27 protein-coding genes are annotated in these 26,446 nt (G+C 44.1%); 12 read left to right on the top strand and 15 right to left on the bottom strand.

From position 1 onward, the window contains the following. The first annotated feature begins 10 nt into the window (after nucleotides 1–10). Together fen and NITUZ_RS03200 are read left to right on the top strand one after the other, a co-directional pair. The gene (fen, locus tag NITUZ_RS03205) at nucleotides 11–1,039 is read left to right on the top strand and encodes a flap endonuclease-1 (RefSeq protein ID WP_048195237.1); all 1,029 of its coding nucleotides are present in this window, start codon (nucleotides 11–13) and stop codon (nucleotides 1,037–1,039) included. Nucleotides 1,040–1,305: 266 nt separating this feature from the next. Then, nucleotides 1,306–1,662 (top strand): hypothetical protein, encoded by a 357-nt coding sequence (locus tag NITUZ_RS03200; RefSeq protein WP_048195235.1) that lies wholly within the window; start codon nucleotides 1,306–1,308, stop codon nucleotides 1,660–1,662. 2 nt (nucleotides 1,663–1,664) lie between these two features. Here NITUZ_RS03200 and acs read toward each other — a convergent pair whose 3' ends face one another. Together acs and NITUZ_RS03190 are read right to left on the bottom strand one after the other, a co-directional pair. Continuing rightward, nucleotides 1,665–3,566 carry an acetate--CoA ligase gene (gene acs / locus NITUZ_RS03195; RefSeq protein WP_048195232.1) on the bottom strand — a complete coding sequence of 634 codons (1,902 nt, stop codon included), beginning with the start codon at nucleotides 3,564–3,566 and terminating at the stop codon, nucleotides 1,665–1,667. 57 nt (nucleotides 3,567–3,623) lie between these two features. Then, a complete protein-coding gene (locus NITUZ_RS03190) occupies nucleotides 3,624–4,571 on the bottom strand; it encodes a CdvA-like protein (RefSeq protein WP_155991287.1) in 948 nt (315 codons plus the stop codon). A gap of 127 nt (nucleotides 4,572–4,698) precedes the next feature. Between NITUZ_RS03190 and NITUZ_RS03185 the strand changes: the two genes are divergently transcribed. The 6 genes from NITUZ_RS03185 (at nucleotide 4,699) to NITUZ_RS03160 (ending at nucleotide 9,122) form a co-directional block, all read left to right on the top strand. Continuing rightward, a complete protein-coding gene (locus NITUZ_RS03185; RefSeq protein WP_048195230.1) occupies nucleotides 4,699–4,974 on the top strand; it encodes a hypothetical protein in 276 nt (91 codons plus the stop codon). A 31-nt stretch (nucleotides 4,975–5,005) separates the two neighbouring features. After that, nucleotides 5,006–6,619, top strand: coding sequence for an FAD-dependent thymidylate synthase (locus NITUZ_RS03180; protein WP_048195228.1), 1,614 nt, complete (start codon nucleotides 5,006–5,008; stop codon nucleotides 6,617–6,619). Between the two features lie 34 nt (nucleotides 6,620–6,653). After that, on the top strand, nucleotides 6,654–7,049 hold the full coding sequence (gene msrB / locus NITUZ_RS03175; protein ID WP_048195226.1) for a peptide-methionine (R)-S-oxide reductase MsrB: 396 nt from the start codon (nucleotides 6,654–6,656) through the stop codon (nucleotides 7,047–7,049). A gap of 97 nt (nucleotides 7,050–7,146) precedes the next feature. Beyond that, nucleotides 7,147–8,157 (top strand): homoserine dehydrogenase, encoded by a 1,011-nt coding sequence (locus NITUZ_RS03170; RefSeq protein ID WP_048195224.1) that lies wholly within the window; start codon nucleotides 7,147–7,149, stop codon nucleotides 8,155–8,157. Further along, nucleotides 8,154–8,630 carry a PUA domain-containing protein gene (locus NITUZ_RS03165; RefSeq protein ID WP_048195222.1) on the top strand — a complete coding sequence of 159 codons (477 nt, stop codon included), beginning with the start codon at nucleotides 8,154–8,156 and terminating at the stop codon, nucleotides 8,628–8,630. The genes NITUZ_RS03170 and NITUZ_RS03165 overlap by 4 nt, the downstream gene beginning before the upstream one ends. 204 nt (nucleotides 8,631–8,834) lie before the next feature. Further along, a complete protein-coding gene (locus tag NITUZ_RS03160; RefSeq protein ID WP_244443798.1) occupies nucleotides 8,835–9,122 on the top strand; it encodes a toxin-antitoxin system YwqK family antitoxin in 288 nt (95 codons plus the stop codon). A gap of 108 nt (nucleotides 9,123–9,230) precedes the next feature. On the opposite strand, the gene NITUZ_RS03155 is transcribed toward NITUZ_RS03160, so the two are convergent. The 9 genes from NITUZ_RS03155 to NITUZ_RS03115 form a co-directional block, all read right to left on the bottom strand. Beyond that, a complete protein-coding gene (locus tag NITUZ_RS03155; protein WP_420887306.1) occupies nucleotides 9,231–9,824 on the bottom strand; it encodes an Ntn hydrolase family protein in 594 nt (197 codons plus the stop codon). A 50-nt stretch (nucleotides 9,825–9,874) separates the two neighbouring features. Beyond that, nucleotides 9,875–11,233, bottom strand: coding sequence for a M20/M25/M40 family metallo-hydrolase (locus NITUZ_RS03150; protein ID WP_048195220.1), 1,359 nt, complete (start codon nucleotides 11,231–11,233; stop codon nucleotides 9,875–9,877). Then, on the bottom strand, nucleotides 11,233–12,096 hold the full coding sequence (locus NITUZ_RS03145) for an NAD(P)H-hydrate dehydratase (protein WP_048195218.1): 864 nt from the start codon (nucleotides 12,094–12,096) through the stop codon (nucleotides 11,233–11,235). The genes NITUZ_RS03150 and NITUZ_RS03145 overlap by 1 nt, the downstream gene beginning before the upstream one ends. Nucleotides 12,097–12,128: 32 nt before the next feature. Then, a complete protein-coding gene (locus NITUZ_RS03140; protein ID WP_048195212.1) occupies nucleotides 12,129–12,650 on the bottom strand; it encodes a hypothetical protein in 522 nt (173 codons plus the stop codon). Between the two features lie 73 nt (nucleotides 12,651–12,723). Beyond that, on the bottom strand, nucleotides 12,724–13,518 hold the full coding sequence (locus NITUZ_RS03135) for a tRNA (adenine-N1)-methyltransferase (protein ID WP_048195209.1): 795 nt from the start codon (nucleotides 13,516–13,518) through the stop codon (nucleotides 12,724–12,726). A 40-nt stretch (nucleotides 13,519–13,558) separates the two neighbouring features. Then, the gene (locus NITUZ_RS03130; RefSeq protein WP_048195995.1) at nucleotides 13,559–14,056 is read right to left on the bottom strand and encodes a response regulator; all 498 of its coding nucleotides are present in this window, start codon (nucleotides 14,054–14,056) and stop codon (nucleotides 13,559–13,561) included. A gap of 40 nt (nucleotides 14,057–14,096) precedes the next feature. Then, on the bottom strand, nucleotides 14,097–14,477 hold the full coding sequence (locus NITUZ_RS03125) for a response regulator (RefSeq protein ID WP_177309445.1): 381 nt from the start codon (nucleotides 14,475–14,477) through the stop codon (nucleotides 14,097–14,099). 210 nt (nucleotides 14,478–14,687) lie between these two features. After that, nucleotides 14,688–16,565, bottom strand: a complete 1,878-nt coding sequence (locus tag NITUZ_RS03120; RefSeq protein WP_048195205.1) for an arginine--tRNA ligase — start codon at nucleotides 16,563–16,565, stop codon at nucleotides 14,688–14,690. A 2-nt stretch (nucleotides 16,566–16,567) separates the two neighbouring features. After that, entirely contained in the window at nucleotides 16,568–17,260 is a 693-nt protein-coding gene (locus NITUZ_RS03115) for a phosphoglycolate phosphatase (RefSeq protein ID WP_048195204.1), read from the bottom strand. A 76-nt stretch (nucleotides 17,261–17,336) separates the two neighbouring features. Here NITUZ_RS03115 and NITUZ_RS03110 point away from each other — a divergent pair, with 76 nt between their 5' ends. Next, nucleotides 17,337–18,440 (top strand): OBG GTPase family GTP-binding protein, encoded by a 1,104-nt coding sequence (locus NITUZ_RS03110; RefSeq protein ID WP_048195202.1) that lies wholly within the window; start codon nucleotides 17,337–17,339, stop codon nucleotides 18,438–18,440. Between the two features lie 488 nt (nucleotides 18,441–18,928). Here the strand turns inward: NITUZ_RS03110 and NITUZ_RS03100 are convergent, their stop codons facing one another. Continuing rightward, on the bottom strand, nucleotides 18,929–19,210 hold the full coding sequence (locus NITUZ_RS03100; RefSeq protein WP_048195198.1) for a hypothetical protein: 282 nt from the start codon (nucleotides 19,208–19,210) through the stop codon (nucleotides 18,929–18,931). Nucleotides 19,211–19,225: 15 nt separating this feature from the next. Next, nucleotides 19,226–20,797, bottom strand: a complete 1,572-nt coding sequence (locus NITUZ_RS03095) for a collagen-like domain-containing protein (RefSeq protein WP_048195196.1) — start codon at nucleotides 20,795–20,797, stop codon at nucleotides 19,226–19,228. A 114-nt stretch (nucleotides 20,798–20,911) separates the two neighbouring features. On the opposite strand from NITUZ_RS03095, the gene NITUZ_RS03090 reads away from it, so the two are divergent. Further along, nucleotides 20,912–21,997: a tetratricopeptide repeat protein gene (locus NITUZ_RS03090; RefSeq protein ID WP_048195190.1), complete on the top strand. Its 1,086-nt coding sequence runs from the start codon at nucleotides 20,912–20,914 to the stop codon at nucleotides 21,995–21,997. Here the strand turns inward: NITUZ_RS03090 and NITUZ_RS03085 are convergent, their stop codons facing one another. After that, a complete protein-coding gene (locus NITUZ_RS03085; protein WP_239654972.1) occupies nucleotides 21,998–22,801 on the bottom strand; it encodes a sulfurtransferase in 804 nt (267 codons plus the stop codon). It abuts the gene before it with no gap. Then, entirely contained in the window at nucleotides 22,798–24,429 is a 1,632-nt protein-coding gene (locus tag NITUZ_RS03080; RefSeq protein ID WP_244443815.1) for a nitrite/sulfite reductase, read from the bottom strand. Before NITUZ_RS03080 ends, NITUZ_RS03085 begins: the two co-directional genes overlap by 4 nt. 390 nt (nucleotides 24,430–24,819) lie before the next feature. Here NITUZ_RS03080 and NITUZ_RS03075 point away from each other — a divergent pair, with 390 nt between their 5' ends. After that, the gene (locus NITUZ_RS03075) at nucleotides 24,820–25,638 is read left to right on the top strand and encodes a sulfide-dependent adenosine diphosphate thiazole synthase (RefSeq protein ID WP_048195178.1); all 819 of its coding nucleotides are present in this window, start codon (nucleotides 24,820–24,822) and stop codon (nucleotides 25,636–25,638) included. A 5-nt stretch (nucleotides 25,639–25,643) separates the two neighbouring features. Further along, the gene (locus NITUZ_RS03070; RefSeq protein WP_048195176.1) at nucleotides 25,644–26,435 is read left to right on the top strand and encodes a DUF6775 family putative metallopeptidase; all 792 of its coding nucleotides are present in this window, start codon (nucleotides 25,644–25,646) and stop codon (nucleotides 26,433–26,435) included. The last annotated feature ends 11 nt before the right edge of the window (nucleotides 26,436–26,446 follow it).

Genomic DNA, 26,446 nt, shown 5'->3' with positions numbered 1-26,446 from the left:
CCATAAAATAATGGGCCTAGACTTGAAAGGTCTTTTATCATCAAGAGAAAAGACCAAGCTTGAATCATTCTCTTCAAAAGTGATTGCAGTGGACGCATACAATACCATATACCAGTTCCTTTCAATAATTAGAGGTCCTGATGGCACGCTTCTATCAGACAGCAAGGGTAGGGCCACAAGTCATCTTAGCGGCCTTTTTTACAGGAATGTCAATTTTTTATCGCTTGGCATAAAGCCAGTGTACGTTTTTGATGGGAGGCCGCCATCCCTCAAGTCTGCAGAAATCGAGCGCAGAAAACAGATAAAAAAAGAGGCCACAATCAAATACGAAAAAGCAGTAGCGGAAAGAAACTTTGAAGATATGCGCAAATATGCACAACAGACGACCGTAATGCAGGATGGAATGGTAGATGATGCAAAATATTTGTTGGAACTTTTCGGCATACCGTACATACAAGCTCCATCAGAAGGAGAGGCTACTGCGGCGCACCTAACAAAGACGGATCTGGCATATGCCGCTGCAAGCCAGGACTATGACTCTATACTGTTTGGTGCAAAAAGACTGGTGAGAAACTTTACCAACAGTGGGAAAAGAAAGCTGCCAAACCGTAATACCTACATCGAGGTAGAACCTGAGATCATTGACACACAGAAAGTGCTCACAGAGCTTGATGTTACAAAAGAGCAGCTAGTAGACATTGGAATCTTGATTGGTACCGACTTTAACCCTGACGGATTTGAAAGAGTCGGCCCCAAGACTGCACTAAAATACATAAAAGAACATGGCAGGCTTGAAGATATACCACAGATTCAAGACCAGCTTGAGAAAATCGATTACAATCAGATAAGAAGGATCTTTTTGGAGCCAAAAGTAGCTGAGATATCAGAGATAAAATTCAACACCCCAAATTATTCAGAGATAACCAATTATCTTGCAGGCGAGAGGGATTTTTCAAAAGACAGAATAGAGTCGTCTTTGAGCAGGCTGCAGAAGGCAACACAGAAGCGAAGTTACACACTTGAGCAGTGGTTCAATTAAAGAAATATCTGAAAATAATCATAAAACAGGTGAGCGCTAACTAGTCAATAGTTAGATCTAGGTCCAAACTTTCTCCTTTTTTAACTCTGACCAAATCCGTTTTAGATGACTTGAAAATAATCGTATAAGGTAGGAAAACATGTGAAGATAAACAATTTTTCTGCATTTTGAACATGACAACAGATAATGCTCACTTTGAAATCATTGTATTTTCCAGTTAGAATCATGCGTAAAATTTTTTAACACATTTCCAAGAATCAATTTAAATGAAAATTCAGCTAATTGCAATAGTTGCGGTTGCGACACTTGTCGCATCAATAGTTCTTACAGGTGACGCTTTCGCGCAAAAATCACAAAAAAACGACCTAAAGGCCATTTCCGACAATTATAAAAAGGCAGTTCAGAAAGCGCAGGCCGACTTTCAGGCTGCAGTCAAAAAGGCAAACGCAGATGCAAAGACAGCCATAGCTAAAGGAATACCGATAAACGAGATAAACGAAAACTCCAAGAATGCAATCCAGAAGGCAAGGATGGACCTAAAGGCTGCGATTGCAAAAGCCCAAGAGGATGCAAAAGCAAGCCTCATGAAGGCAAAGGCAGCAATCGAGGCCCGTGCAAAATAATCTTATCCCATCTGTTTTTTTAGATCATCAAATGCCGCTTGCACTTCATTTACCGCGGCCCCGTCCTCAAGCGTGCTTACATCGCCAATCTTTTCATTGCTTGCGATTGCCTTGAGAAGACGTCTCATTATCTTGCCGCTTCTAGTTTTAGGCAGCTTTGACACAAAGTACAGCTGCTGCGGCGTTGCAATCGCCCCAATATCATCACGAACTGCCTTGATTATCTCGGCACGAAGCTCGTCAGTTACCTTGACTCCCTCCTTTGGAACTACAAATGCAATTATCACTTCGCCCTTTACAGCGTCTGGAACACCACATACTGCTGCCTCTGATATCGACCTGTGGGAGACAAGGCTGCTTTCAAGCTCGGCTGTGCCTATTCTGTGTCCTGCCACCTTGAGTACGTCATCGGCCCGACCAAGCAGCCAAAAGTAGCCGTCCGAATCCTTTATTGAATAATCGCCTGTATAATAGCAGTCTTTGTATTTTGACCAGTAAACGGTGCGATATTTTTCATCATCACCCCACAGACTCAGAAGCATTCCTGGCCACGGCTTTCTGATTATCAAGTATCCCTTGGTATCAGGCGGAACTTCAGAACCATTCTCATCAACAACTGCAATGTCAACGCCAGGTATTGCAAATGCTGCAGAGCCAGGTTTGAGCGGAATTGTCTCAAGTCCTGGAAGAGGAGATAACATCATTCCGCCTGTCTCAGTCTGCCACCACGTATCAATTATCGGACACCTGCTTTTGCCTATTGTTTTATAGTACCACTTCCAGACTTCAGGATTAATCGGCTCTCCCACCGTACCAAGAAGCCGAAGTGAGGAGAGATCATACGAATTCGGTATTGCATCTCCGAACTTCATGAACATTCTAAGCGCAGTAGGCGTTGTGTAAAATATTGTGACTCGATATCTTTGCAGTATATCCCACATTCGTGCAGGGGTGGGATAGTCCGGCGCACCTTCATACATTACCATTGTTGCGCCGCAGATAAGAGGCCCGTATGCGACATAGCTGTGACCAGTAACCCATCCTATGTCTGCAGTGCAAAAATAAATGTCGGATTCTTTTATATCAAATGCCCACCTGAATGTCGAGTTGATATGTGTCAGATATCCTCCAGTATCGTGTAACACTCCTTTTGGTTTGCCTGTGGTACCAGATGTGTACAGAATGTAAAGCGGATGCTCGCTTGGTAGCTGTTCGGCATCGCATTTGTCTGTAGCATTTTTTACAAAATCATCCCACATGATATCCTTGTTGCCCAGAGTTATTTGGTTGCCAGCCCTTTTCAAGACAACCACTTTTTCTACAAAATTAAGTCCGTCTATTGCGCTATCTACGGTATCCTTGAGCTTTACAATAGAGCCTCTTCTGTACCCGCCATCAGCAGTTATTATGACCTTTGATTTAGAGTCAACCACGCGATCCTTGATTGAAGATGCGCTAAACCCTGAAAATATTACTGTGTGGATTGCGCCTATTCTGGCACATGATAGCATCGCGACTATGAGCTCAGGCACCATAGGAAGATAGATTGTAACCCTGTCCCCTTTGCCCACACCGGCTGACTTTAGTGCGTTGGAGAACCGTTGTACATGGTCGTGAAGCTGCCCATACGTTATCACCTTTCTGTCCTCGTTTTCGCCTTCCCACAGTATGGCAATTTTCTGCCTGTTTTGGTGAACGTCAAGCGCGTTGTACGAGGCGTTGATTGTACCTCCCACAAACCACCTTGCAAACGGCGGATCCCATTGAAGTATTTTATTCCATTTTTTGAACCAGGTCAGTTTTTGGGCTTCTCGTGCCCAGAAAGCAACATAGTCTTCGGATGCCTCTTTTCTAACAGCAGTATTATTGTTCCCAAGACCGATTGTGAAAGTCTCAGAATGCACGATATGATTTGTGAGTAGTTATTTGTAAATGTTATAAAAATAGGATGTGGGCCTTCTCTATTGGGCTTCCATTTTGGCGAACCAGTCTGATCCGGCATCAGGTGTGCTGACACTATTCACAGCAGGAGCAGATTGCGCGACCGCGCCACGCCATGCTACCACTTCTTTATTTTGTACGGCCGAAGAAGAGGCTGCACTTGGCTGTGCGGTTACCGGTTCAGGAGCAGATGTCGTATCTGCAGTCTGCGGTGCACCCTGCGATGATGCGCTTGCAGTCTCAGGAGTCTTTGTTTCGTCCACATAGGAAGGCACTGATGGAGTCTCCACCTGTTGGCCTGCCGTCGTGTCAGTTACCAGATATGATACTGCTGAATGCTGTATCTGTTCTCTCTGATTTACCTGTACTTGGGCGCCATCAAGCGATATGTCTGCGATTCTTCTTTGGATGTTAAGGATTTCTGCCTTTTCGTGGTCAATGTGCTCCATTATCTCTCCCGTATGGGTCTTGATAAGATCGTACTTTGACTCTGTGATCTCATTACTCTTGAACTGCACCTTTGCATCAAACAATAGAACCTTTACGGATTTGAGCTGTTCATTGAGTGCTTCAAGTCTTGCCGACAATCTAGTCGAGATGTCTTTCTCGGCTTCTTCGAGCGATAGCAGCTTTGACTTGTACTTCTCATGTATGATTTCAGCATCTTCCCGCATTTCGTCATTTTCGGATACGATGTCGATTAGAGCTTTGAGTCTTCGAATGGTCAGTCCTTTTTCCCTGAGGAATCTCTGGGCATCGAGCCTCCATTTCGGTATATAGATTACGACATCGCCTTGAACAACCAGTTGTTCAAATGGGACCTGCTTTAGTCCTTCAAGACCACAGTCGATTCCCACGGTCTGTATGCTTCCGTCAATGTCAGTTATCGTTCCGATAACCTTGCCGACGGCCGTTCCATACATGTCCTTGACGTTCTTGCCGATAATCTCTATCTCGTCCTTGTTCATTGACAAGGACTCTGGCGTTTTATATAACCGGGAAAATGTTAACAAGCTTTCTAGTTTTGGTAAGAACAATTTAACAAAGTCAGGATTTTTCGCAATTTTAAAATCCGGTCTTGGTCAAAATCAACTCATGATAGACAAAAGCGGTCTGGACCAGATATTGCACTTTGTCTCAAAAAGGTGGATAGAGATTAGCAAAGATCCAAACAATGCGGCACTGAGAGATCTTCCAAGCAACTTTTGGATGAACTCGGTTGGAGGAAAGGCAGGCAATGGCCATTGGATGACGATGCTCCTATACACCGAAAATGAAAGCGACGCGAACGCGCTAAAAGAAGTGCTCCTAAGATGGCAGGCAAAAGGAAGATCAGCCACGCCGGATCTAATCCAGATCAAACGAAAATAGTTTAATTACAATCCTCCAATTCTTGATTTCATTGACAGAATTCACACCGTCCGAAAAAGAGATCCTGCTCAAACACTTTTCAAATGCGGATGATTCTGTCTTTGCCATAACCACCCCACGCCAGGTGGATCGCGGCGCTCTCATGTCCAGATACAGTAGGACGGACAAGAGCATGCGACGAATTTTTCTTGATGAATTTCTTGCAAATGAAAACCGTGGCGACGAATTTTATAACAAAGTACTAATCGAGTACGGCGATGATTCTGTAGCCGAGCTGGGCATCGCACAGATAGCCATTGAGGGAATCTCTAACATTGCGGTAAAAAAAATTGAAGACAGGAGAATAGGCCTATCATATCTTGAAAAATCATCGCGCTATGTCGCGTGGGATAAAAAAATTGATGGCAATTACAAGTTCTACAGGGAGCCAACCATAATGGAATCAAGATTTGCAGATATGTATCTGGAATGCTGTAATTTTGATTTTGACACATATGCAAAAAGCATAGAGCCCATGCTCAAATACATAAGAGAAAGAGATCCTATCGAAAATCTCAAATTCAAAGACATGCGTTCTGGAACGGAGATTCCGTTTTCCAAGCTTAGCGACTCGCAAGACATCAAGTCTGCAACGTTCATCTACAATGCAACTACCAAGGCAAAGGCGCTAGACATTTTGCGTGGTCTGCTTCCTGCCTCCACTATCACCAACGTCGGCATTACAGGGAACGGACGTGCCTTTGAATACCTACTGACAGTACTTTTTAGCTCCGAACTAAGGGAAGAAAGAGAGCTTGCAGCCAAGATAAAACACGAGCTTGATACCACAATCAAGTCATTTGTGCGCAGATCCGACGACAAGTACGGAAAAGCCATGCAAGAATACCTCAGGTCTGTGAACAAGTACACAAAGAACATGGCAAGAAGACATGCATCCACAGCAAGATCCCAAGGCGCGGTTGTAAGACTTGTCGACTATGAGGGCGAAAGCTCGGCCCAGAACAAGATAGTCGCTTCGCTTTTGTACGAGCCTCAGACAGTCTCTTACAGGTCCATATTATCAGATGTAAAAAAGATGAGTAAAAAGGAAAAGTCGAACATAATAGAAGGCATTGCCAAGCTTCGCACCAACAGAAGACATCGGCCACCACGCGCCTTTGAGATGACAGAATATACGTTCGATATAATAGGCAATTTTGGCATGTTCAGAGATCTGCACAGACATAGAGTGCTGACAATGCAAAGGCAGCTTCTCACAACAGATCACGGATTTGCAATGCCCGATGAGATAAGCCAGATCGGACTAGGTAAGGAATACAATGAGTGCATGCAGAATACAAAGCACGTATTTGAAAAGATGAGAGCAAAGTATCCGCAGGAAGCGCAGTACGTGGTCAACTTTGCATACAATTATCCGTTTCTAGTCAGGCTCAACCTCAGAGAGGCCTGCCATCTAATTGAGCTTAGAACTATACCGCAGGGGCACGCAGATTACCGCCAAGTCGCACAAAAGATGTTTCTTGCGATAAAAAAGAGGCATCCGACCCTGTCCAGGATAATCAGATTTGCAGATATGAACACATATGAGCTTGAAAGATTCGAGTCGGAAAAAAGAATAGAAGAGAAAAGAAAAACCACAAAATAGCAAGAATCCTATAATACTGCTTTGCACATACTGCATTGTGGACAAGATAAAAAAGACAGATGAGGAATGGAAAAACATCCTCACAGAAGAACAGTATAATGTATGCAGAAGGAAGGCTACAGAGGCACCGTTTAGCGGAACATACAATTATTGCAAGGAAAACGGCACATACAAGTGCGCCTGTTGCGGCAACAAGCTGTTCGGCTCAGAGGCAAAGTTTGATTCTGGCACGGGCTGGCCTAGCTTCTTTGAGCCCATAAGTGAGGACAGCATCAAGTACGAGACGGACTCTAGCTTTGGCATGCTACGCACGGAGGTCATGTGTGCAAAATGTGATGCTCATCTTGGCCATGTCTTTGAGGACGGTCCAGCTCCAACGTTTAGCAGGTTTTGCATAAACTCAGTTTCTTTAAACCTTGAAAAATCATAATGTGAAAACCATCATCATTAATAAGATAGCATCAAGCCAATTCATCTTGATTGGAAACCACAAAACATGCAGTATTACAGACCAGGAGGTGTGATGTTTGAGAATAATAATTTGCGGATTTGGCACCGTAGCCCAGAGCCTAGCAAAACTTCTTGTATCACGCATGGATGATCTGTATGCAAAGTATGGGATAAAGCCAAGAATAGTCGGGGCGTTTGACAGCAAAGGCGGAGTATCTGATCCGGCAGGGCTTGATGTAAACAGGCTTATTGAAGTCAAAAAGAAATTCGGGACCATAAGAAAGTATGACAAGTCAAAAAAGAACATGGTAGGCCTAGACATAATCAACAATGTAGATGCAGATGTTCTTGTAGAGACTACCGCAAGCAACTACCGAGATGCAGAACCGGGGATGTCTCATATAATATCGGCCATGAAGCGCAGGATGCATGTCATATCGGTCAACAAAGGACCTCTTGCACTTGCATTTCCATCACTGATGGAGCTTGCAACTTACAACCAGGTTCTTTTCAGGTTTAGCGGCACTGTGGGAGGCGGCACCCCGATACTTGACTATGCAAAAAACAGCTTGAGAGGCGAACAGATAACATCTTTTGCTGGAATACTCAACGGCACGACAAACTACATCCTAACAAATATGGCAAGGGGAATGAGTTTTGAGGCAGCGCTCAAGGATGCAAAATCAAAAGGGTATGTTGAGGCAGACGAATCACTAGACCTTGACGGTCTTGATGCTGCTGCAAAGCTGGTAATACTTGCAAACTGGATAATGGGCATGAAGGTAACCATGCCAGATATCAAAAGAACTGGAATACGAGGAGTTACCACAAAGGACATCAAGGCGGCAGCAAAGAAAAAATGCGCAGTCAAGCTAATCGCATCTTGCAACAAGGAGTTGATTGTAGCCCCAAGGGAGGTTCCCGTTGATGATCCGCTGTGCGTCAACGGAACGCTAAATGCAATATCGTTCACATCAGAGCATTCAGGTACGCAGACCATAATAGGTAGAGGAGCTGGTGGCACAGAGACTGCAAGCTCAATACTCAGAGATCTTTTGGATATCCGCAAGGAGATATCAAGGGATTGAAATCAAATCTGATCTCCAAAACAGACACTGCAAACGTGTTAAGAGAGATATCCTCGCAGTGGAAAGTCGAGCTACCAAAAATAAAAAACTTGAAAATCTATGAAATTGACGAGAACTCACAGATACTGGTAGGTGAGGGCATTACCGCAATAAAGATGGGTCAATCATATCTGCCGTTTTTGAGCGATGTTAAAATTCTCCAGATGTTTCCGAGTGTAACAGTAGATATGGGCGCAGTCAAGTTCATGTGCGATGGGGCAAATGTGATGAGGCCCGGAATTAGAAGTTTTACAGAATTTGAGAAGGGCAGTATTGTGTGCGTAGTAGAAGAATCGCAAAAAAAATTCCTTGCAGTAGGCAGGGCACTTGTCTCAAGTCAGGAAATGGCCGCAATGAACAAGGGTGTAGTTGTAGAAAACCTCCATTACATCTCAGACAGATTCTGGGAAATCAAAAAGTCGCTAAAAGACTAACATACGTGAATCTGGTATTTTTCCAGTAAAACTCTTTATCTTGTCAGGATTAAACAGATTTAGATTATAGCTGGGATCTTTAATTCCTCTAGCGGATGGGTGTGATTTGAACACAGATATTTACAATATCTTCACAGCTTTGATCTGCTCGTGACTGGGTATGATCTGGTACAAGCTTTTCTAGTAAATTACGAAGAGGTTTTCGTGAGTGAGGAAAAGATTCAAAGAGCTTTTCTTATAAATCCAATAATAAAAAATTGTTATACTAAATCACAGATAGAACCAATCATGGGAAAAACCAAACATGTTGAATATCATAAAGATGGTTCAATCTTAGCAAAAGGCAATAAAATCAATGGAGTTCTTGTGAGATATTTGGAATGGTTCAGAAAAGATGGAAAGAAGATACGTTCTGGGCGTTTTAAAAATGGAGAAAAATCTGGAGAATGGATTACCTATGATAAAAATGGTAAGCCATACAAACTACTCTAATAAAAGAATGAAAAATTGAAGTTTTAGCGTTTAAAAATTTCCAACAAAATCAAGTCGTACAGCTTGCCTAGATACCGTCTGTTTTGATGCCTACGTGGGATTCTATTTTTAGAGTTTTTCTGTAAACTCTTTTGTGCCTTCTTTTGTAATTACAAGCACATCTATTCCGTCTCCACTAAAAGAATCTCGCATTGTTGCTGCACGAATTGATTTTATTGCAAGGTCTGTTGCCTCTTTTTCTTTCATTCCCGGCTTGTATTGCTGATCAAGCACACCAAGTGCCATTTCTGCGCCGGTTCCGACTGCGGCGTATTCATCTGGAAGGACTGAGCCGAGTGGATCCAGAGTGTAAATTGCAGGTTTGTCAACCACACCACCTACTATCACCTGTGTCAGCAGTGGAAAGAATCTTCTCTCATACATCAGATTTGACATCATCTTTGCAATCGAATTTGGCGGGATGTCTCTTTTTAGTTCCATCTTCCTTATCTTTGCAAGTGCCTTTATCTGGAGAACGAGTATTTGCATGTCTGCGACAAGACCGGCTATTGCCGTGCCCACCTGATCTGTTAGCGAGAACGTCTTTTTCGTAGTTTTGCTTACAAGAAAGTTTCCATAAGCTATTCTTTTCTCACTTGCAAACACTACACCGTTATCAAATGTTATTCCCACGGCTGTTGCACCTGGCATGTACATTGACATAATCTGACGTGCTTTGGATGCACATTAAAGCCTTTTCTACAAAAACAGCCTTAGTTGGCCTGTTTTGAGAAATTATCAATTATCAGGCACATGCATTTTGTGGTCTTCTTTAGAAGATCAAGTCTTGCATACTCGTTGGGAGAGTGAATTCTGGAAAAGACATGGGTAGAGCCGATCGACACACATGGCGCGCGCAAGACGCTTGCAAACGAGTGCATCGGCCCTGTTCCAGCATTTGATACGTTGACGACGTAGTTGCCAAAAGAGTCCTTTGCTGCATCTCTGACGCATGAGACGAACGGGTCTGTCGGATTGGTTCTTGACGCAGCCTCCCCATGATACCTCTTTATTTTGATGTCTGAAAACCCATTTCTTCTCAGATGGGATTTTAGTCGTGCGAACTGTTTTTTCGGATCCATTCTTGGAACGAGTCTAAAATCTATCTTTACCGTTGCCGATGCCGGCAGGACGGTCTTGGCTCCCTGCATAGTATACCCTGAGATCATCCCAGCTATGTTGCATGTCGGATCACCTGCAAGTGCTTTTTTTACCTCAATACCTCTTTTGCCTGCCACAAATTCGCGCACACCATATTCTGATTTGAACGCCCTCTCATCGAATGGCTCTTTTTGCAGCAATGCCAAGTCTTCTTTGCTAAACGGCTCGACCTCGTCGTACCAATTCCTTATCAATATCTTTCCACTGGGATCGCGAAGTGTATCAAGGGCCTCTATCAGGCGCCACGCAGGATTTTTTATTATCACTGCAAGACTCGAATGGGCATCTCGCACTGCTTCCTTTACCGACATTTCCACATACAGCAAGCCTTTCATTCCAAGGCCGATTATCGGTCTATTCTTGGAATCAACATATCCGAACTCCCAGATTACTGCATCGCATGCGAATTTTTTCCGATATTTTTTAAGGTATGATTCTATGTGCGCACTTCCAATTTCTTCTTCTCCTTCTATGACGAATTTGATATTGCATGGGACATCACCATGAACTTTTAGAAAGGATTCGACTGCCTTGATTCGTGTTATCAGCTCGCCCTTATCGTCGGCAGAGCCACGTCCAAAGATTTTGTTTCCCTTGACCTTTCCGCTGAACGGCTCGTCATCCCACAGCTCAAAAGGCTCCGCCGGCTGCACATCATAATGGTTGTAAAACAGGAGCGTTTTTGTCGGGTTTTTCTTTGAGCGCACCTCGCCGAACACTAGTGGTGTGGCATTACTAATTTTGAGTATTTGCGTCCTGATTCCGGATTTTCTCATTATTTTGCTGACAAGTCTGGCACATTCTTCAATTCCTTGGTTTTTTGCAGATACGCTTGGCTGTCGTATCAGTTTTTGAAGATCGGAAACAAGATTGGAAAAATCACTATCAACTTGTCTGAGAACTCGTCTCATCAAATCACTCTGTCAAATAATTTCATTACTGCCGGAATAGCGTCGATCAGATCAGTTGCCACTATGTGCAGTCCGTTCTTTCTTTGACTGGTCTTTCCGGCAAGGCCGTTTACAAACGATGCAGCCGCAGAGGACTCTAGCAGGTTGTGATTTTTTGCAAGAAGTCCTGCAACAAGGCCAGATAGTACGTCACCAGTGCCACCAACTGTCATTGATGCAAGATTTTTCGGGTTGAGAAACGTTCTCTGTCCGTCAGTTATTACGTCGGTGCTGCCCTTCAAAAGTATCACCACAGAGTTCTCCTTTGCAGCTTTTTCCACCATTTTTACTCTCGGAGTGGTGGCTGCAGGCGGCATTTCACCGAACATTCTTTTGAACTCACCGGCGTGCGGGGTCAGAACTACTTTTTTGCCGGACACTGACGGAAGTATGTATTTGACTAGTGCGCTTGCATCAAGTGAAAGCATTACGTTCTGAGAAGAAAGCGATGTAACTATGTTTTTGAGCCCCTCTTCATCTGCAATAGAAAGTCCCATGCCGATTGTTGCAGAATCAAGGTCTGGTGGAAGCTGGCCAAGTAGTTTGTTTGCAGAACCTCTTGTAAGTTTGTAGTCAACCATCGGAATTACAATAAGATTTGGCGAGATTGCCCTGACTGATTCTGATATTACTTTGGGCACGCATGTATATACGAGATCCGTGCCAGATCTTAGAGCTGCAAGCGACGATAAGACTGGTGCACCATGATACATGTAACTTCCTCCTATCACTGCGACCTTGCCATTGTCTCCTTTGCGCGAATCACGTTTTCTTGGCGGAATGAACTTTTTTACACTTGATGCTTGAAGCCGCTGTGCCAACAAACTACGTAAATTGTATGACGATAAATCTTCTTCTATTTGCTCTGTTGTTTGTTTTCTGATTCGATCATCTGTCGTATTGTATCTAGGACTTCCTTTGATCTTGCCTCCACCTGCTGGGCAAGCCAATCCCTCTCAAGCCTGAGTTGCTCTTCGGAGCTTTGCAGTTTCAGTAATGCTGTCTGCAGTTGCTTGTTGAGCTCATCTGAACGCGACTTTTCTGCAGCTATCTGCCTGTTTGCAGTCTCAAGTTGAGACACTTTTTCGTTTAATTCTGCATTAAGCTTTTGCAACATTGATTCTTTCCATTTGTCTTCCTGTTCTTTGCGCTCAAATTCGCGCACCTTATCGTTGAGCAGGTAAGAAAGCTCCTCAAGAAGTTTCTCTCTTTTGACAGACTTTATCTTGCCAATCTCGTCTGCGAAGCTTATCTTCTGAAGGTCTTCTTTTGTTATGTAATGTTCCGGGTGTAGCGTTCCGAAGCTGTTCACGTTCTTGCGTGCCTTGTTTAGCTCAGATATCGTGTATTTTTCCGGTTTTTTAGATTTGGCTAGCAAGTCTAGGTCGGTTTTTTTGCACTTAAATTGACTATTAGATTATGTTTGTGCGTCGCATACAAACACCGCGTAGTTATTTTTTCTCCTTCCTGTCAAAGAACGCCTTTCTTGCATATGCAAGGTATGTGGTGTGTCCTATGCCGTAAAATGAGTGCCTTGTCTTGCCTTCACGTGCATCTATTGTTCGTAGGATGTGCTCGCTGCATTCAATATCAGTAAACTCGTTTTCTATCAGAGCAATCGTCAGCTTTTCAAGCTGATTCATCGTAGGACAGATTGAGACAACAGCTCCGCTGCCTTTTAGCATTTTGCGCACCTGTGGAATGACTGTCCATGGATCCCCAAGGTCAATTATTGCCATGTCCGCCTCCGTAACTGGCATTTTTTTTGCTTCCTTGATGTTCAGATTTTCCATCGTCACGTACTTTATCATGCCTGCCCTTGTGATGTTTTTTTCCGCAATCTGCATGAATTTTGGTTCTACGTCAAATGTGTACACGTGACCACGCGGCTTTACTATGCTTGCAAGAAACGTAGTTAGCGCACCACTACCAGTTCCAATCTCTACTATCTTCTGCCCACTCTGTACTCCTGCCCTTGCAGCAATGTATCCAAGATCCTTTGGGTATACTATTTGTGTGCCGTGTTGGCTCTTCATTACAAAATCATGTATTGTCGGTTCCAGAAGATAGACGTACTTATCCTTGTTTGTACGGATTCTGGAGCCATATTCTTTGCCTATTGCGTCGCTGTGTTTTATCACTCCTACATGGGTATGAAGTGATTGGTCCTTTGATATCTTATTCAACCACTTTTTGGAGTCATTATAGAAAAACAGAACGTAAGAGTTGTTTTTTATCTTGGTCATGACTTTGCACTAGATTTTTTGGATAATAACCTAGCGAATTCTAGAAAGTCTTTGCTTTCTGTATCTTCCTTAGTGCCTCAAGATAATCACGGATTTGGGCGTGGGTTGGGTTCAAGTCGCGTAGATTTTGTATGTTGACGTTCAGCTTTGCAAGCTCATCATATATCGTCTTGTCTTCTATGGTATCAATTAGATCCTGCAGACTGAATGGCTTTTGGAGCAGTTCCACTATCTGTTTGAGATTCTGGATGGAATCTATGAGAGTTTCTTGCACGTATGCAGATGCAAATATTATCCTCTGGGATTTGTTCATTTCCAATATCTTTTTTGCAGCATCAAGGCCGTTCATCTTTGGCATAGAATAGTCAAGGACAACTGCATCAAATACATGATCTGGAGAACGTGCAAATTCTTCCTCGTATTTGGCAACACATGATTGGCCGTCACTTGTAGTCACAACCGTATGATTTCTGTCAGTTAGGACTGTACTATACTGCGATAGTAGGTCCGGCTCATCGTCGGCTATCAGGATCTTCATTGTTCTTATCAATTGCTGTGTCATTTATAGTGTTTTTTGCTTATGGCGTTAACGCCAGTGTTCCCTTGTGTACCTTGTGAATGATGTCTATTACGCTATCAATCTCGTACGGCTTGTAGATTACAGCGGAAGCGTCAAGTGCCTTTAATCTTTTTTCCGTATCGTATGTAAGATCGGCAGTAACCATTATTACTTTGGCGTCAGGGTTTATTTTCTTGATATTCTCTATTCCGTAAAAGCCATCATACTCGGGCATCATAACATCAAGTAGCGCTATGTCTGGCCTCAATTTCTCGTACAATTCAACTGCAGTCTTGCCGTTGTAGCCTCTACCAACGACAGTTATATCTTTGATTTCAAGATACTCGCAGAATACTTCAACTGTGTCTACATCATCATCAATTACTATTACTTTGACCAAACTGTTCACCATCTTTCAGAATAACCCAGCATGTTTTATGATACCACCTTGCATCGAAAAGTACGGTTCCTGGCATTATTTCCACTACATTCCTGCATACATCACACAATATCGTTGGCATAATCTTCTCAAGACACTCCATATCAGACATTGACTCTTATGGTAAAGTAATATTATCCGCTAGTCTGTTTATTTTAAACAAACATCTTGCTACATCCGCTGCGGCACTGATATTCCCAATAAGTCAAGAGCCTTTTGAAGACAAGATTTGAATGCGGCAAGAAGGCACAGTCTTGCATTAAGAAGGGCTCCATCATCACTGTCAAGGACCCGCACGTGTTCGTAAAATGCGTTGAATTCAACCGCAAGAGAATAGCAGTATCTTGCAATCACCTTGGGTGAGAGGTTGTTTGCAGCATCCCTGATATTTAATGAGAATTTGCCTATTGCTCTGATAAGACTTAGCTCATATTCGCTTGCAAGCAAGTCGTATGAGGCCTCAAAGTTAGGAACAGTTGCGGCCTTTTCCAGTATTCTTGTAGCCCGCACGTAAGAATATTGTATATATGAAGCGGTGTCACCTTCTAAACTTAATGATTTTGTGAGATCAAATGTGATTATCTTATCAAGATCCTGTTTTATCATCTCGTACCGAATTGTTCCAACTGCAATCTTTTCTGCAATTTCAGCTAGTATCTCGGCAGTAAAGTCAGGATTGCGCTTTTTTGTTTCCTCGATTGTTTTTTGCTCAAGCATGTCAAGTACAGAATCAGCGTTAACATAGAGTCCTTTCCTGCCAGACATCTGGGCATTCTTGCCTCCAGTATCGATTCCAAGCACTTTTGCAGTGTCAGAGCTTAGTGTGACGGATTCATAGCCAAGGTGCAAATATGATTTACTCCCGGAAAAGTCAGCTACAAGCTTTGTTATTATGTTCTGCAGTCTTGCCTGTCTTGAGTCTATTACAGTGATTACATTGTCAGCAGAAAAGTTTTGTTTAGGCAGATCACTAGGTTCAAGTGTTGTCTGCCAGAGTAGGCGGCCGTCGTGCTGTACTGCATATTTTTTGTAGTTGAACGGATCGTCGACTAGACCAAGCTTCCATGCAGCGTACGGTATGTCTTTTGCAATGTATGTCGCAGTGCCGTTACTTCGCACCAGAACCTTATCGTCTTCACCTTCAGCTGGTATAACCCAGCATCCAGCGTTTTTACCTTCCTGCTCAAATTTTATCTTCCCAAGTTCCTTTAGTTTCTCAAATATCTCAGACCATAACTGTGAGCGAACGATCTCGGATTCAAAATTAAGGCAATCATATGAAACGCCAAGCCGCCAGCATGTTTTTAGCTGCTCTGCTAGCACGCGAGCAGTTATTGTCTTTGCAAACTTGGCAATCTCAGAATGCCCATCCTCAATTTCTTTGAGTATTTTGTTGCGAATGTCTTGGAGTTCCGGCTCGCTTGTATACCTTTCTGTAGTCTTTACATATACGACATCGCCGCAATACTGATCAAATTTTTGCCCACTATCCGGCATTTGTGAAAATCCAAGTCGTGTGAATCCCACAAGGATGTCTGCCACCTGAAGGCCAGAGTCATCTACATAGTTGAGCACACTCACATCATAGTTCGCACTTTTGAGTATTCTTGCAACAGTATCCCCAATCACCACGTTTCTTACATGTCCTATGTGAAGTGCTTTGTTTGGGTTAACACTGGTATGCTCCACTACAATCTTTGCGCCCTTGCCAAGATCCACCTTGCCAAAGATGGGCTCTTGGGTCCCTTTTAGTATAATAGATGACAATAAGCTGTTGTTTGCAAAAAAATTCAAGTAACCTGATGAATGTGCCTCTACTCTTAAGACAAGTCTGCCAACAAATGCAGCATAGTGTTCTGCCAAGTCCTTTGCCACATCATATGGTTTTTTCTTGAGGTGTTTTGCAGCAAGAAATGCGATGTTGCATGTAACATCTCCATACCCTTCTTTGGCAGGCTCTAGGGTGTAGTTTGTCTGAGGTATGCCAAGTTTGGCAGTAATCTTGGTAAGATTGCCATTTATTTCATCAAGCAATACTTGTATGCTCATGATTATGACTCCGAAAGTGTTGGGGCAATTTTGTTTAACGCCTCCACGACACCATCGCCTGCATGTGACTCGACGTGCATGCTGGCGGCAGATTTTACTGTGTGATGCGCATTTCCAACCGCGATGCTCAAACCACTCAACTTAAAGAGTGGGACGTCAGTTGCGCTATCACCTATTGCGATCACATCTTCGCGTCGTATTCCCATTTTATTCATCACATGTTCAAATCCTGTTGCCTTGTTAATACCAGTCGAGTTGATATGTATTGCATACTGGCTGTCCGAGAGCACCACTCCCATTTTGCGCGCGTTTACTATTTTGACGGCATCGTCAACATCAAATGTCCTCTCAAGTACGACTTCGGTCATCCTTGGAAACACCGGCTTTTCAACCACGTTTATCTCAGAGCGTATGGCGTGTAGAGCTTCAATGCATGTTTCTTTGTTACCAAGCATGATGTGTTCGTTTGCCCCATATGTAATGCACCCGCCATTTTCCCCCACCGCAATAGTGTTCAGACCACCGAACACTGAAAGCAGATAACCTTCCACTGAAGAACGGCCGGAAACTAGTATGACATTGTGACCAAGCTTTTTCATGTATCGTAATGCGTTTAGTGCACCAAGGTGTATTCTGCCCCCGCCATTTTCAGTTATTGTTCCGTCAATATCAACTGCAAACGTTCTTCGACGCATGCTGTTGTCTTTGTAGACCTAGATAATAATCAATCAAGGAGGATTTTTATTTAGAAAATCAATTCCATGTTCAAGGATGGGAATTCCTGAAAAGATAAAGGCAATACAAGATGAAATACACAAAACGCAAATCAACAAAGCTACAGAGCATCACATAGGTCTGCTTAAGGCAAAGATTGCCAAGCTTAGAAGAGAGCAGGAAACGCGCCAAGCAAAAAAATCAGGAGTCTCTTCAGACGGTTTTGATGTAAGAAGGAGTGGTGATGCCACAGTGGTGTTCATCGGACTACCAAGTGTGGGCAAGTCAACCTTGCTGAACAAGCTTACCGGTTCGAAGTCAACGGTAGGCGCATACCAGTTTACCACGGTCACGGTGGTTCCGGGCATGCTGGACTACAGAGGTGCGAGAATTCAAGTTCTTGACTTGCCAGGCATTATCGAGGGTGCGTCTCAGGGAAAGGGACTTGGAAAGAGGATTCTCTCAGTTGCAAGGAGTGCAGATTTGGTAGTGCTAGTCCTAGACGTGTTTCAGCCATACCATGAAGAGGTACTAAGAACGGAACTTGGCAATATAGGAATAAGGTTAGACCAAAAGCCTCCAGACATTGTAATAGAAAAGGCTGCGATAGGAGGAATCTCCATAGCACAGCAGGTAAAGCTTACATCACTTTCTGAGAAGACCATAAAAGAGATTTTGCACATATATGGCATAACTAGCGCAAGAGTACTCATTCGTGAGGATATAACATCAGAACAGCTTGTTGACCATCTTACGGGGGATAAAAAATATGCAAGTTCGCTGACAGTCCTCAATAAAATCGACTTGGTAGATGAGAGATTCGTAAAAGAAGTCAAAAGCAAAGTAAAGTCCGAGGTGATTCCCGTTTCAGCAGATGGCGGAGTCAACATAGAGTTGCTAAAAGACAAAATCTACGACAAACTGGACTTTATCAGAATATACATGAGACCGAAGGGAGGAGAAACAGACTACAAGGAACCCCTGATTATCAGAAGAAATTCTACCATTGAGGATGTCTGCAACAAGCTGCACCGAAATCTCAAGAAAGAGTTTCGTTACGGTCTTGTTTGGGGCAAGAGTGTAAAGTTTGGCGGACAAAGAGTAGGCATCCAACACGTACTGCAGGATGAAGACGTACTCACAATAATCAAAACGAGGTGAATTACAAAATATGGATCATGAAAAAGAGGATCGATGGTGCAAATTTTGTATGATGAAAACGACACAACAGATAGTTTTCATTCCTCAGAATGCAACATACAAACGCAGACGGCAATACAAGTGCACAATTTGTAATCATACAAGCTGGTTGCAAGGAAAAAGACCGTCAGCTGAAAGTGTTTACTGAGATTTTTGCGATCAAAAATTTTTGAAATCGTTTACAAATTGTAATCAAATTGTGTAATTTTGTTTAGTTTAGCTATAGAAAAACAAGTAGAAGTTAACGTTGGTAATGGCTACTAAACGAAAATCAAAAGCTAAACGCAAAGCACCACGAAAAGCAGCGAAGAAGACAGCAGCTCGAAAGGCACCACGAAAAGCAGCGAAGCGCAAAGCTACAAAGAAGAAAGCTACAAAGAAACGACGTTAAACGCGTCGAACACTCGTCAATTTTATTGACGTTTTTTTATTATTTTTAGAGTTCGTTTCTAGCTGAACATTTGGCTTGGCGGAGGCGGTTGTTTGTCTTTAAGATTTTTCTCCACTGAGAATTTTCTGTCGCTTGGAATTATTGTCAGCTTCACCGATGTATTTATCGCATAATGCGGTGTGCCATCAGGATTTTTGTGATTCGTTGCAATACCAACGCGGTCCAGATCAACTTTGACTTTCACTATCGTACCGTCCTCTAATTTGAATGAGACAAAATCGGCCCCTACTCGTTCATAGTCGAGCATTTTGAATTCAATTTTGTTTTTTGGATCGCTCAAGTACCTCGCCCAGACTTAGTATAGATAGCTCATCAGCTTTATCTGTTCTTCAGTTGTTATGATGTTCTTATTTGTAAGAATCTCCAACATCTCTCTGAATAGTGCCTTTTGTTCGTCTGACATTCCTGCGGCTCCTGCAGGACCAGGCGTACCAGGTGGACCTCTAGGACCTTTGTCGCCGGGCGGGCCTTGCGGACCTTGTGGGCCTTTCTCTCCAGGTGGGCCCCTAGGACCCTGTGGGCCTCGTTCGCCTTGTGGGCCTTGTATCCCTTGCGGACCTTGTGGGCCTTTCTCTCCTGGGAGACCTTGTGGACCAGGTTCACCTTGTGGGCCTTGCGGACCGGGAACGCCTTTGTCGCCGGGCGGGCCTTGCGGACCAGTAAGTCCCTTCTCGCCGGGCGGGCCTTGCGGACCACGCGGACCGCGTTCTCCTTGCGGACCGGGAACGCCTGTCAATCCCTTCTCGCCGGGCGGGCCTTGCGGACCTTGTGGACCTTTGTCGCCAACCTCTCCAGCGGGTCCTCTTGGACCTTTCTCGCCTATAGGACCGGGCGGGCCTTGCGGACCCTTATCACCAGTGGGTCCCTGTGGCCCCCTTGGACCCCTCTCACCTATAGGACCTTGAATTCCTTTGTCGCCTTGCGGACCGGGAGGGCCGGTAGGTCCCTTATCACCAGGCGGACCAATTGGGCCTGTTACTCCTTTGTCGCCTTTGTCGCCTGGCGGACCGAGTGGACCTTTGTCGCCTTGCGGACCAATTGGGCCTGTTACTCCTTTGTCGCCTTGCGGACCGAGTGGACCTTTGTCGCCTTTGTCGCCTGGCGGTCCTGTCGGACCTTTGTCGCCTTTGTCGCCTTTATCACCAGTTAATCCTTTTTCTCCCTTGTCTCCCTGCGGGCCAGGAGGGCCTTTGTCGCCTTTGTCGCCTTTATCACCAGTTAATCCTTTTTCTCCCTTGTCGCCTTTGTCGCCGGGCGGGCCTGTGATACCTCTATCGCCCCTATCGCCTGGCGGTCCTGTCGGGCCTTTGTCGCCTTTATCACCCGGTGGTCCTGGTGGACCCTGTGGTCCCTTGTCGCCTTTGTCGCCTGGCGGTCCTGTCGGGCCTTTGTCGCCTTTGTCGCCTGGCGGGCCTGTCGGGCCTTTGTCGCCTGGCGGGCCGCGGGGGCCAGGGGGACCGCGTTCACCTCTTGCTGAAATGAATCGATCTTCTTGCATAGGTGCTGGAGTCTCTTCCATAGTCTCCCTTGTCCTTTTTTGTCGTACAGGCGGTGCAGCCTCCTCATGATGGCCACCCCCCAGAGAAACTTCAAAAACAGAATGAAGTGATGAGAACTGATCTCTTACCACAACCCAGATCGACGGTAAATCAAAAATCGATTCCGGGAGTGGGTTGGTGTTGCTACCTAACACCTGTGTGAATTTGTTATCTTTTACGTGTAAATGAAATCCATCCTGCCACAAAGAACTGAATCTTTTCTCGATAATCTCTTCCGTTGTGGGCTTGATATCGCATAGTATGATTTGAACTTCGTATACGCCTGCCTGCTTGAATGGTGCTGTGCCTGAAACCTCTAGTTTTTTCATATCGCTAGGCAATATACAACTTGTAATGTGCATGTATTTTTGTATTTTCCATCATTGTTCTCCTTCCAACGCACAGGAATAGTATTTATCCAAAAGACGCCGCAAAGCTCCTAAATGAAGGATCAGGAAAAAAACCTGCCAAAGAAGGTAGACGAGGGTGAGACCAGCCTAGTCAAGGCAGACTACCAGAAAAATAAGCTGATTAAAAAAGGCATCCACCTGATGGCAGACGAAAAGCTTGAGGAGGCAGTAAGGGTCTTTGACCAAGTCCTCAGATTTGATCCTGGTAACGTCGAGGCGTTGCTAAAGCTAGGTTATTCCAAGTTTCACCTTGATGATTATTCCGGTGCCCTAGCCGCATACGATAAAGTGCTAGACATAGATGTTGCCAATGCAGAGGCATGGAACCTCAAGTCGCTCGTGCACTACCAGCAAAAAAACTACGCAAAGGCACTGGACTGTGTTGAAAAAGCAATAGAATCAGATCCCACATTTGGGATGGCCTGGTACAACAAGGCTTGCTATCTATCATTACTGAACGAAGTTCCTGCATCATTAGAGTCGTTGAGGCGCTCAATTGAGATCGATGTCAAAAACGCCAAACGCGCAGTCAAGGACAAGGACTTTACAAACGTCAGAATCGAGGAAGGCTTCAAGAGAATAGTCGAGGTAGTGGTACTTGAATCTATAAGACAGGGGTATCATACCATAGGTGCAATAGTCTGGACCACGTTCATCAGTAAAGCAGATGCAGAACATGCACTTCAGAAACTTCTTGAAAAAGGTCTCATTGTGAGAAACGAAAAAAGACAAGGCCTCAACAAAATTGACACTTATGACATAGAGCCAGAGCTTGCAAACAAGGTAGGAGTCGAAAGGAGGAGTCTGCTTGGCACCACCAAAAAGCTTCCAGGAGTAATCAAAGGACTCAAAGAGATCAGTGACGCAATACAGACAACCAAAATCGCCATAGAGGAAGAAAACATAGAAAAAATTATTTCTAATTTTGACGACTTTATAGAACCTAACAAGCTTGGTGGTATGATGATAGAGCAATTTCTCGAAGAGCACCGTGAGATAAGATTGTTGAAAGTAAGACTTGAAGAAAAAGGTGCAGATTATCTAAGTGAGAATAAGGGTAAGATTCTCGAGCTGTTCGACAATTTGGAAGCTACGATAACAAAAAAAATCAGAGGCTAGCTATTCGGCCGAAAGATCCCAATAGTTTGCATTTTCCTGTTTTACTATTGGTTTGTTAAGTCCTTTCCATTCCTTAAATGAGCGTACATACAAGCGCACGTTTGGATAATCGGTCGACTTTAATGCATAATATGCAAGCCCCGAAAGCGTTCCAACACTACCACAGTATGTTATAATTTCCGAGTCTTCTGAAACGCCTCTGTTTTGCAGTATTCTTTTCAGCTCATTTCTTGGCCTAAGTATTTTTTCATCCGAAGCAAGAGTTCTGTATGGGATGTTGATTGCTCCGGGAATGTGCTGCTCAAGATAGTTGAGCCTTTCTCTGTTGTCAAGCACGATGACGTTCTTTTCATCCTTTTTCCTCTCAAGATAATCAGCCGTTGCAAGAATTTCAGGCCTTAGCTTTATTGAATGCTGTTTTGTTCCAAATGAGACCTCGTTCGAGTCAGTTTCAAGTCCGATTGACTTCCAGTTACTGTACGTCATATCAAGTAGCGAGACATCAGAGTGTCCCAGATATTCAAGTGTCCATGCCACACGTGATGCCAATGCGCCAAATGTGTCATCATATACTACAACGGGTGTCTCATCATCTATTCCCATTGACTGGGCCATCTTCAAGACGCGTTCTGGGCTGTCGTCTGCAAGCAGCTCTGCAAGAGGCAAGTTAACTGATTTTGGTATGTGATCCTTTTGATAGTCTTCTTTTCTTCTAACATCAATCACTCGCACGCTGTTATCACGCAGCTCAGAGCGCAGCGTATCTGCGTCAATTGTGGTTTTAACTGATCTTTGCTTGCTCAAGCTGCGCATTCGCCCTTGCCGGTTCTTGTGTGATAGCTAGAATCACTTCCATAATCTGCATAGAAATCCTTGTCGCTCTCAATTGGCGGTGCCGCAGTAAATGGCAAGAGAATTTTTTTAATATCATCTACTGACTTTAGCTTCGAGTCACTTTGTCCTGTCACTATCTTGTGAACCCAAGACTTTAGTGTCTCGCCTTCTCTCTTGTCGGTCTTGAAAGTCTCTATTATTTTCAGAATTGCCGGAATCACCCTTTTGGCAGGAATCCGCAGTACGTTTGTTCCAAGCATCGTGTATTCATCAGACCTGCCTCCCAACGACAGCTGGTATACAGGATACATGTCCTTGCCGTTTCTGCCGCCTCCACCAAAGAACCCTATTGTGGCAATCTCGTGCTGTCCGCATGAGTTTGGGCATCCGCTTATTTTGATTGTAGAGTCACGTAGATCGTCGTCCTCGTCAAGTCGCATCTCGATGAACTTTCTTTGTATTTCCTTGGCTAAGCGGTGCGAGTTCGTGAGTGCAAGATTGCACGATGTTGTGCCAGAGCACCCTATTGGATGAACCATTGTAAGCGCTCCGGGATTTGCAAGGCCTACTTCCAGCAGTCTGGAGTAAAGTAGCCGCAAATCTGATTCCTGTACCCATCTTATTATCACATCTTGAACGAATCCAGTCCTTGCGCATCCTTCAGCTGAGAACTCTCGCGAAATATCGGCTAACGCCCTTAACTGGCTTGCAGTGATATCGCCTGCTTCAAGTGTTACTGCGACACAATAGTAACCGTCCTGTTTTTGCTTGTACGTGTTACTCTTTTTCCATCTTGAAAATCCGTCTGGGACTGATTTGCCATCAGAGCCGCTGATCCTAACTGGCGATAGTAGCTTTTGCGGTGTAGTGTCAACATTGAGTCGTACTATAACTGACTGTGTGGCACGCACTATGGCCCTTTCCTTTAACACCAGATTTTTGAATTGTTCCCAACCTATTTGATCTACAAGATATCTCATTCTATTGCGCGCTGTGTTTTTCCTGTCGCCCAATCTGTCAAATATTCTGAGTGTGGCAATCGATGTGTACAGTAGATCTTCTTCCGGTGTAAAGTCTTCGAGCTGGTGACCTACAAACGATTTGTTTCCAAGGCCGCCGCCAAGAAATACCTTGAATCCGCGTTGCTCCTTGCCATCAATGATTCTTATTTGTGGAATCAGGCCTACGTCGGTCATCCTGACCATTCCGTGATTCTCACAACACGTAAAGTTAAACTTGAATTTTCTTGGCAGTGCTTGGTTTAGCGGATTCCTAAGGAGGAATTTTGCTGTAGCCATAGCATATGGAGTTGCGTCAAACTGCTCTTCGTTGCAAGTTCCGGCAAGCGGACTACACATGACATTGCGTACTGTGTTTCCACATGCCTCCCTTGATGTCAGGCCCACCTCGGCAAGCCCTGCCATGATTTCCGATACGTCCTCAAGTACGACCCAGTGTAGCTGAAAGTTTTGCCTCGTAGAGACATGTGCGCTTCCAATTGAGAAAGCTTCGCTAAGACTTGCAATTTTCTCTAGCTGTCTAGGATATATCTCGCCTGCTGGAATCTTTATTCTGACCATCGCATAATCATCAGTCATCCTGGTGCCATACGCACCGTGCTGTAGCCTGAATCTCCTGAACGAGTCAGAGTCAATTTTTCCCTGTCGGTACAGTTTGACAGTTTTTGCAAAATGCTCTGCTTCCTCAGCTCTTGCCCAGTTGATTTTAGGCGTCCTAGAATCCCTTTGTTTTTTCACCACAGTACTACTCAATTTCAAGTAGCTTCTCTCAAATTTGGATATAAATTTTTGAGAAACGGTATTTTCGCCTAGTTAAGCAAAATAACTGTCGTAATTTTCCATATACCAGATGTAAAATTAGTGTCACCTAATGAGAGGCAAAGCATGGAATGGAATTACCGCGTTTGAGCTCCAGTAAGGGTTGAAGCCGACGATAAACTATTAATGTCTTTTATCAGGTTTATCAATATGCAAAGCGCCTCAATTAAAGAGCAAACGAAAATTTTTGCAGATGTAAGTGAGGCGGAGATAACTCGCGCTATTGCAGACGAGTTTTTCTCAGTATTCAATGAGAGAATAACATCAGATGTGATAATAATTGGCGCAGGGCCAGCTGGCCTTACTGCAGGAAGGGAGCTTTCCCTAATGGGATACAAGGTGCTCATCATAGAACAAAACAACTATCTCGGAGGAGGGTACTGGCTTGGAGGATACATGATGAATCCAGTGACTGTCAGAGCACCAGCCCAGAAGATTTGGGACGAGCTTGGAGTGCCATACAAAAAAGTATCAGACGGACTCTACATTACTGCTGGCCCTCATGCAGTATCCAAACTTATTGCCGCAACCTGTGATGCAGGAGTAAAGTTTCTCAATCTCACCAAGTTTGATGATCTCATACTAAAGTATGGCAGAGTTTCAGGTCTTGTGGTCAACTGGATGCCAGTTTCTGCGCTTCCAAGAAACATCACTTGTGTGGACCCAGTAGCACTGGAATCCAAGATGGTAATTGACGCATCAGGGCACGACTCTGTAGCAGTAAAAAGACTAGTTGACAGAAAGCTGGTAGAATGGAAAGGAATGAATCCGATGTGGGTAGAAGACGGCGAGGACAAAGTTGTAACTCACACAGGAGAAGTCTATCCAGGTCTGGTCATAGCAGGAATGTCAGTTACTGAAACCCACGGATTGCCAAGAATGGGTCCTACATTTGGCTCCATGCTGTTCTCAGGAAAGAGGGCTGCCGAAATTACTGCTGCAAAGCTAAAAGAGCTTAACAGAAGCTAAGACTTGTGAGAATTTCCAGGATATTTCTTTACGACGAGCCTGCAGTACCCCAGATAAACCTAGAAAATCTTGTTACATTTCTTAAAAGAACATTCCGCGTAAGCGTCATCAGAAAAGAGAGTATTTTTGCACATGCGGACAGAGAAACCGCACGACAGCTTGCAGCTGCACGAGTATTCAACTATAGAACGCCTTTTGAGATGCATACCCCTACGGACGAGGAAATTAAAATTGAGATGCAGAGCTTCTCAAATTCTGCCAGCAATGATGGAATAGTCTTGTACGATGGATTTGAATTTCAAAAAATAATTGCAGGACTTGTTCCTGAGAAAGAGTCCACCATAGATAACTTGCATGTCGTATTTACAAACAAGCTTACTTGCACTTTTGATTACAATGACTACAGATACCACGGTAGAGCACTGATATGTGCAAATCCGTCTATCATATCAACTACTGGGATAGTAGAGGCCCCTGCAAAGCCAAAAGATTACTATATCGATATGATGAAAAACTACACGCAGGGCCTCAACGTAGACTCGGTAAAGGAAAAGTACCATGGACAGTATCTAGATTATGCTGATGAACGCCTTGAAACCATAGTAGAAGGTTACTGCATGCAGGCCATATTCTACCACATTACAGGCGAGCCATTCTGTGATCTTCTTAATTGTAGACTGCATAACGCGCACTGGCAAAGAGATCTGCTGTACTCGCAGATAGAGTTTGGCAAGATTTGCAGTAAACACGAGGACATTCTTAGGAGATGGACTGCCTTGAATGACTTAAATTGTTGAGCAGTCTAGCC

The sequence above is a fragment of the Candidatus Nitrosotenuis uzonensis genome, from assembly GCF_000723185.1.
GTDB classification, from domain to species: Archaea; Thermoproteota; Nitrososphaeria; order Nitrososphaerales; family Nitrosopumilaceae; genus Nitrosotenuis; species Nitrosotenuis uzonensis.
This window is presented reverse-complemented; position numbering and strand designations above follow the sequence as displayed.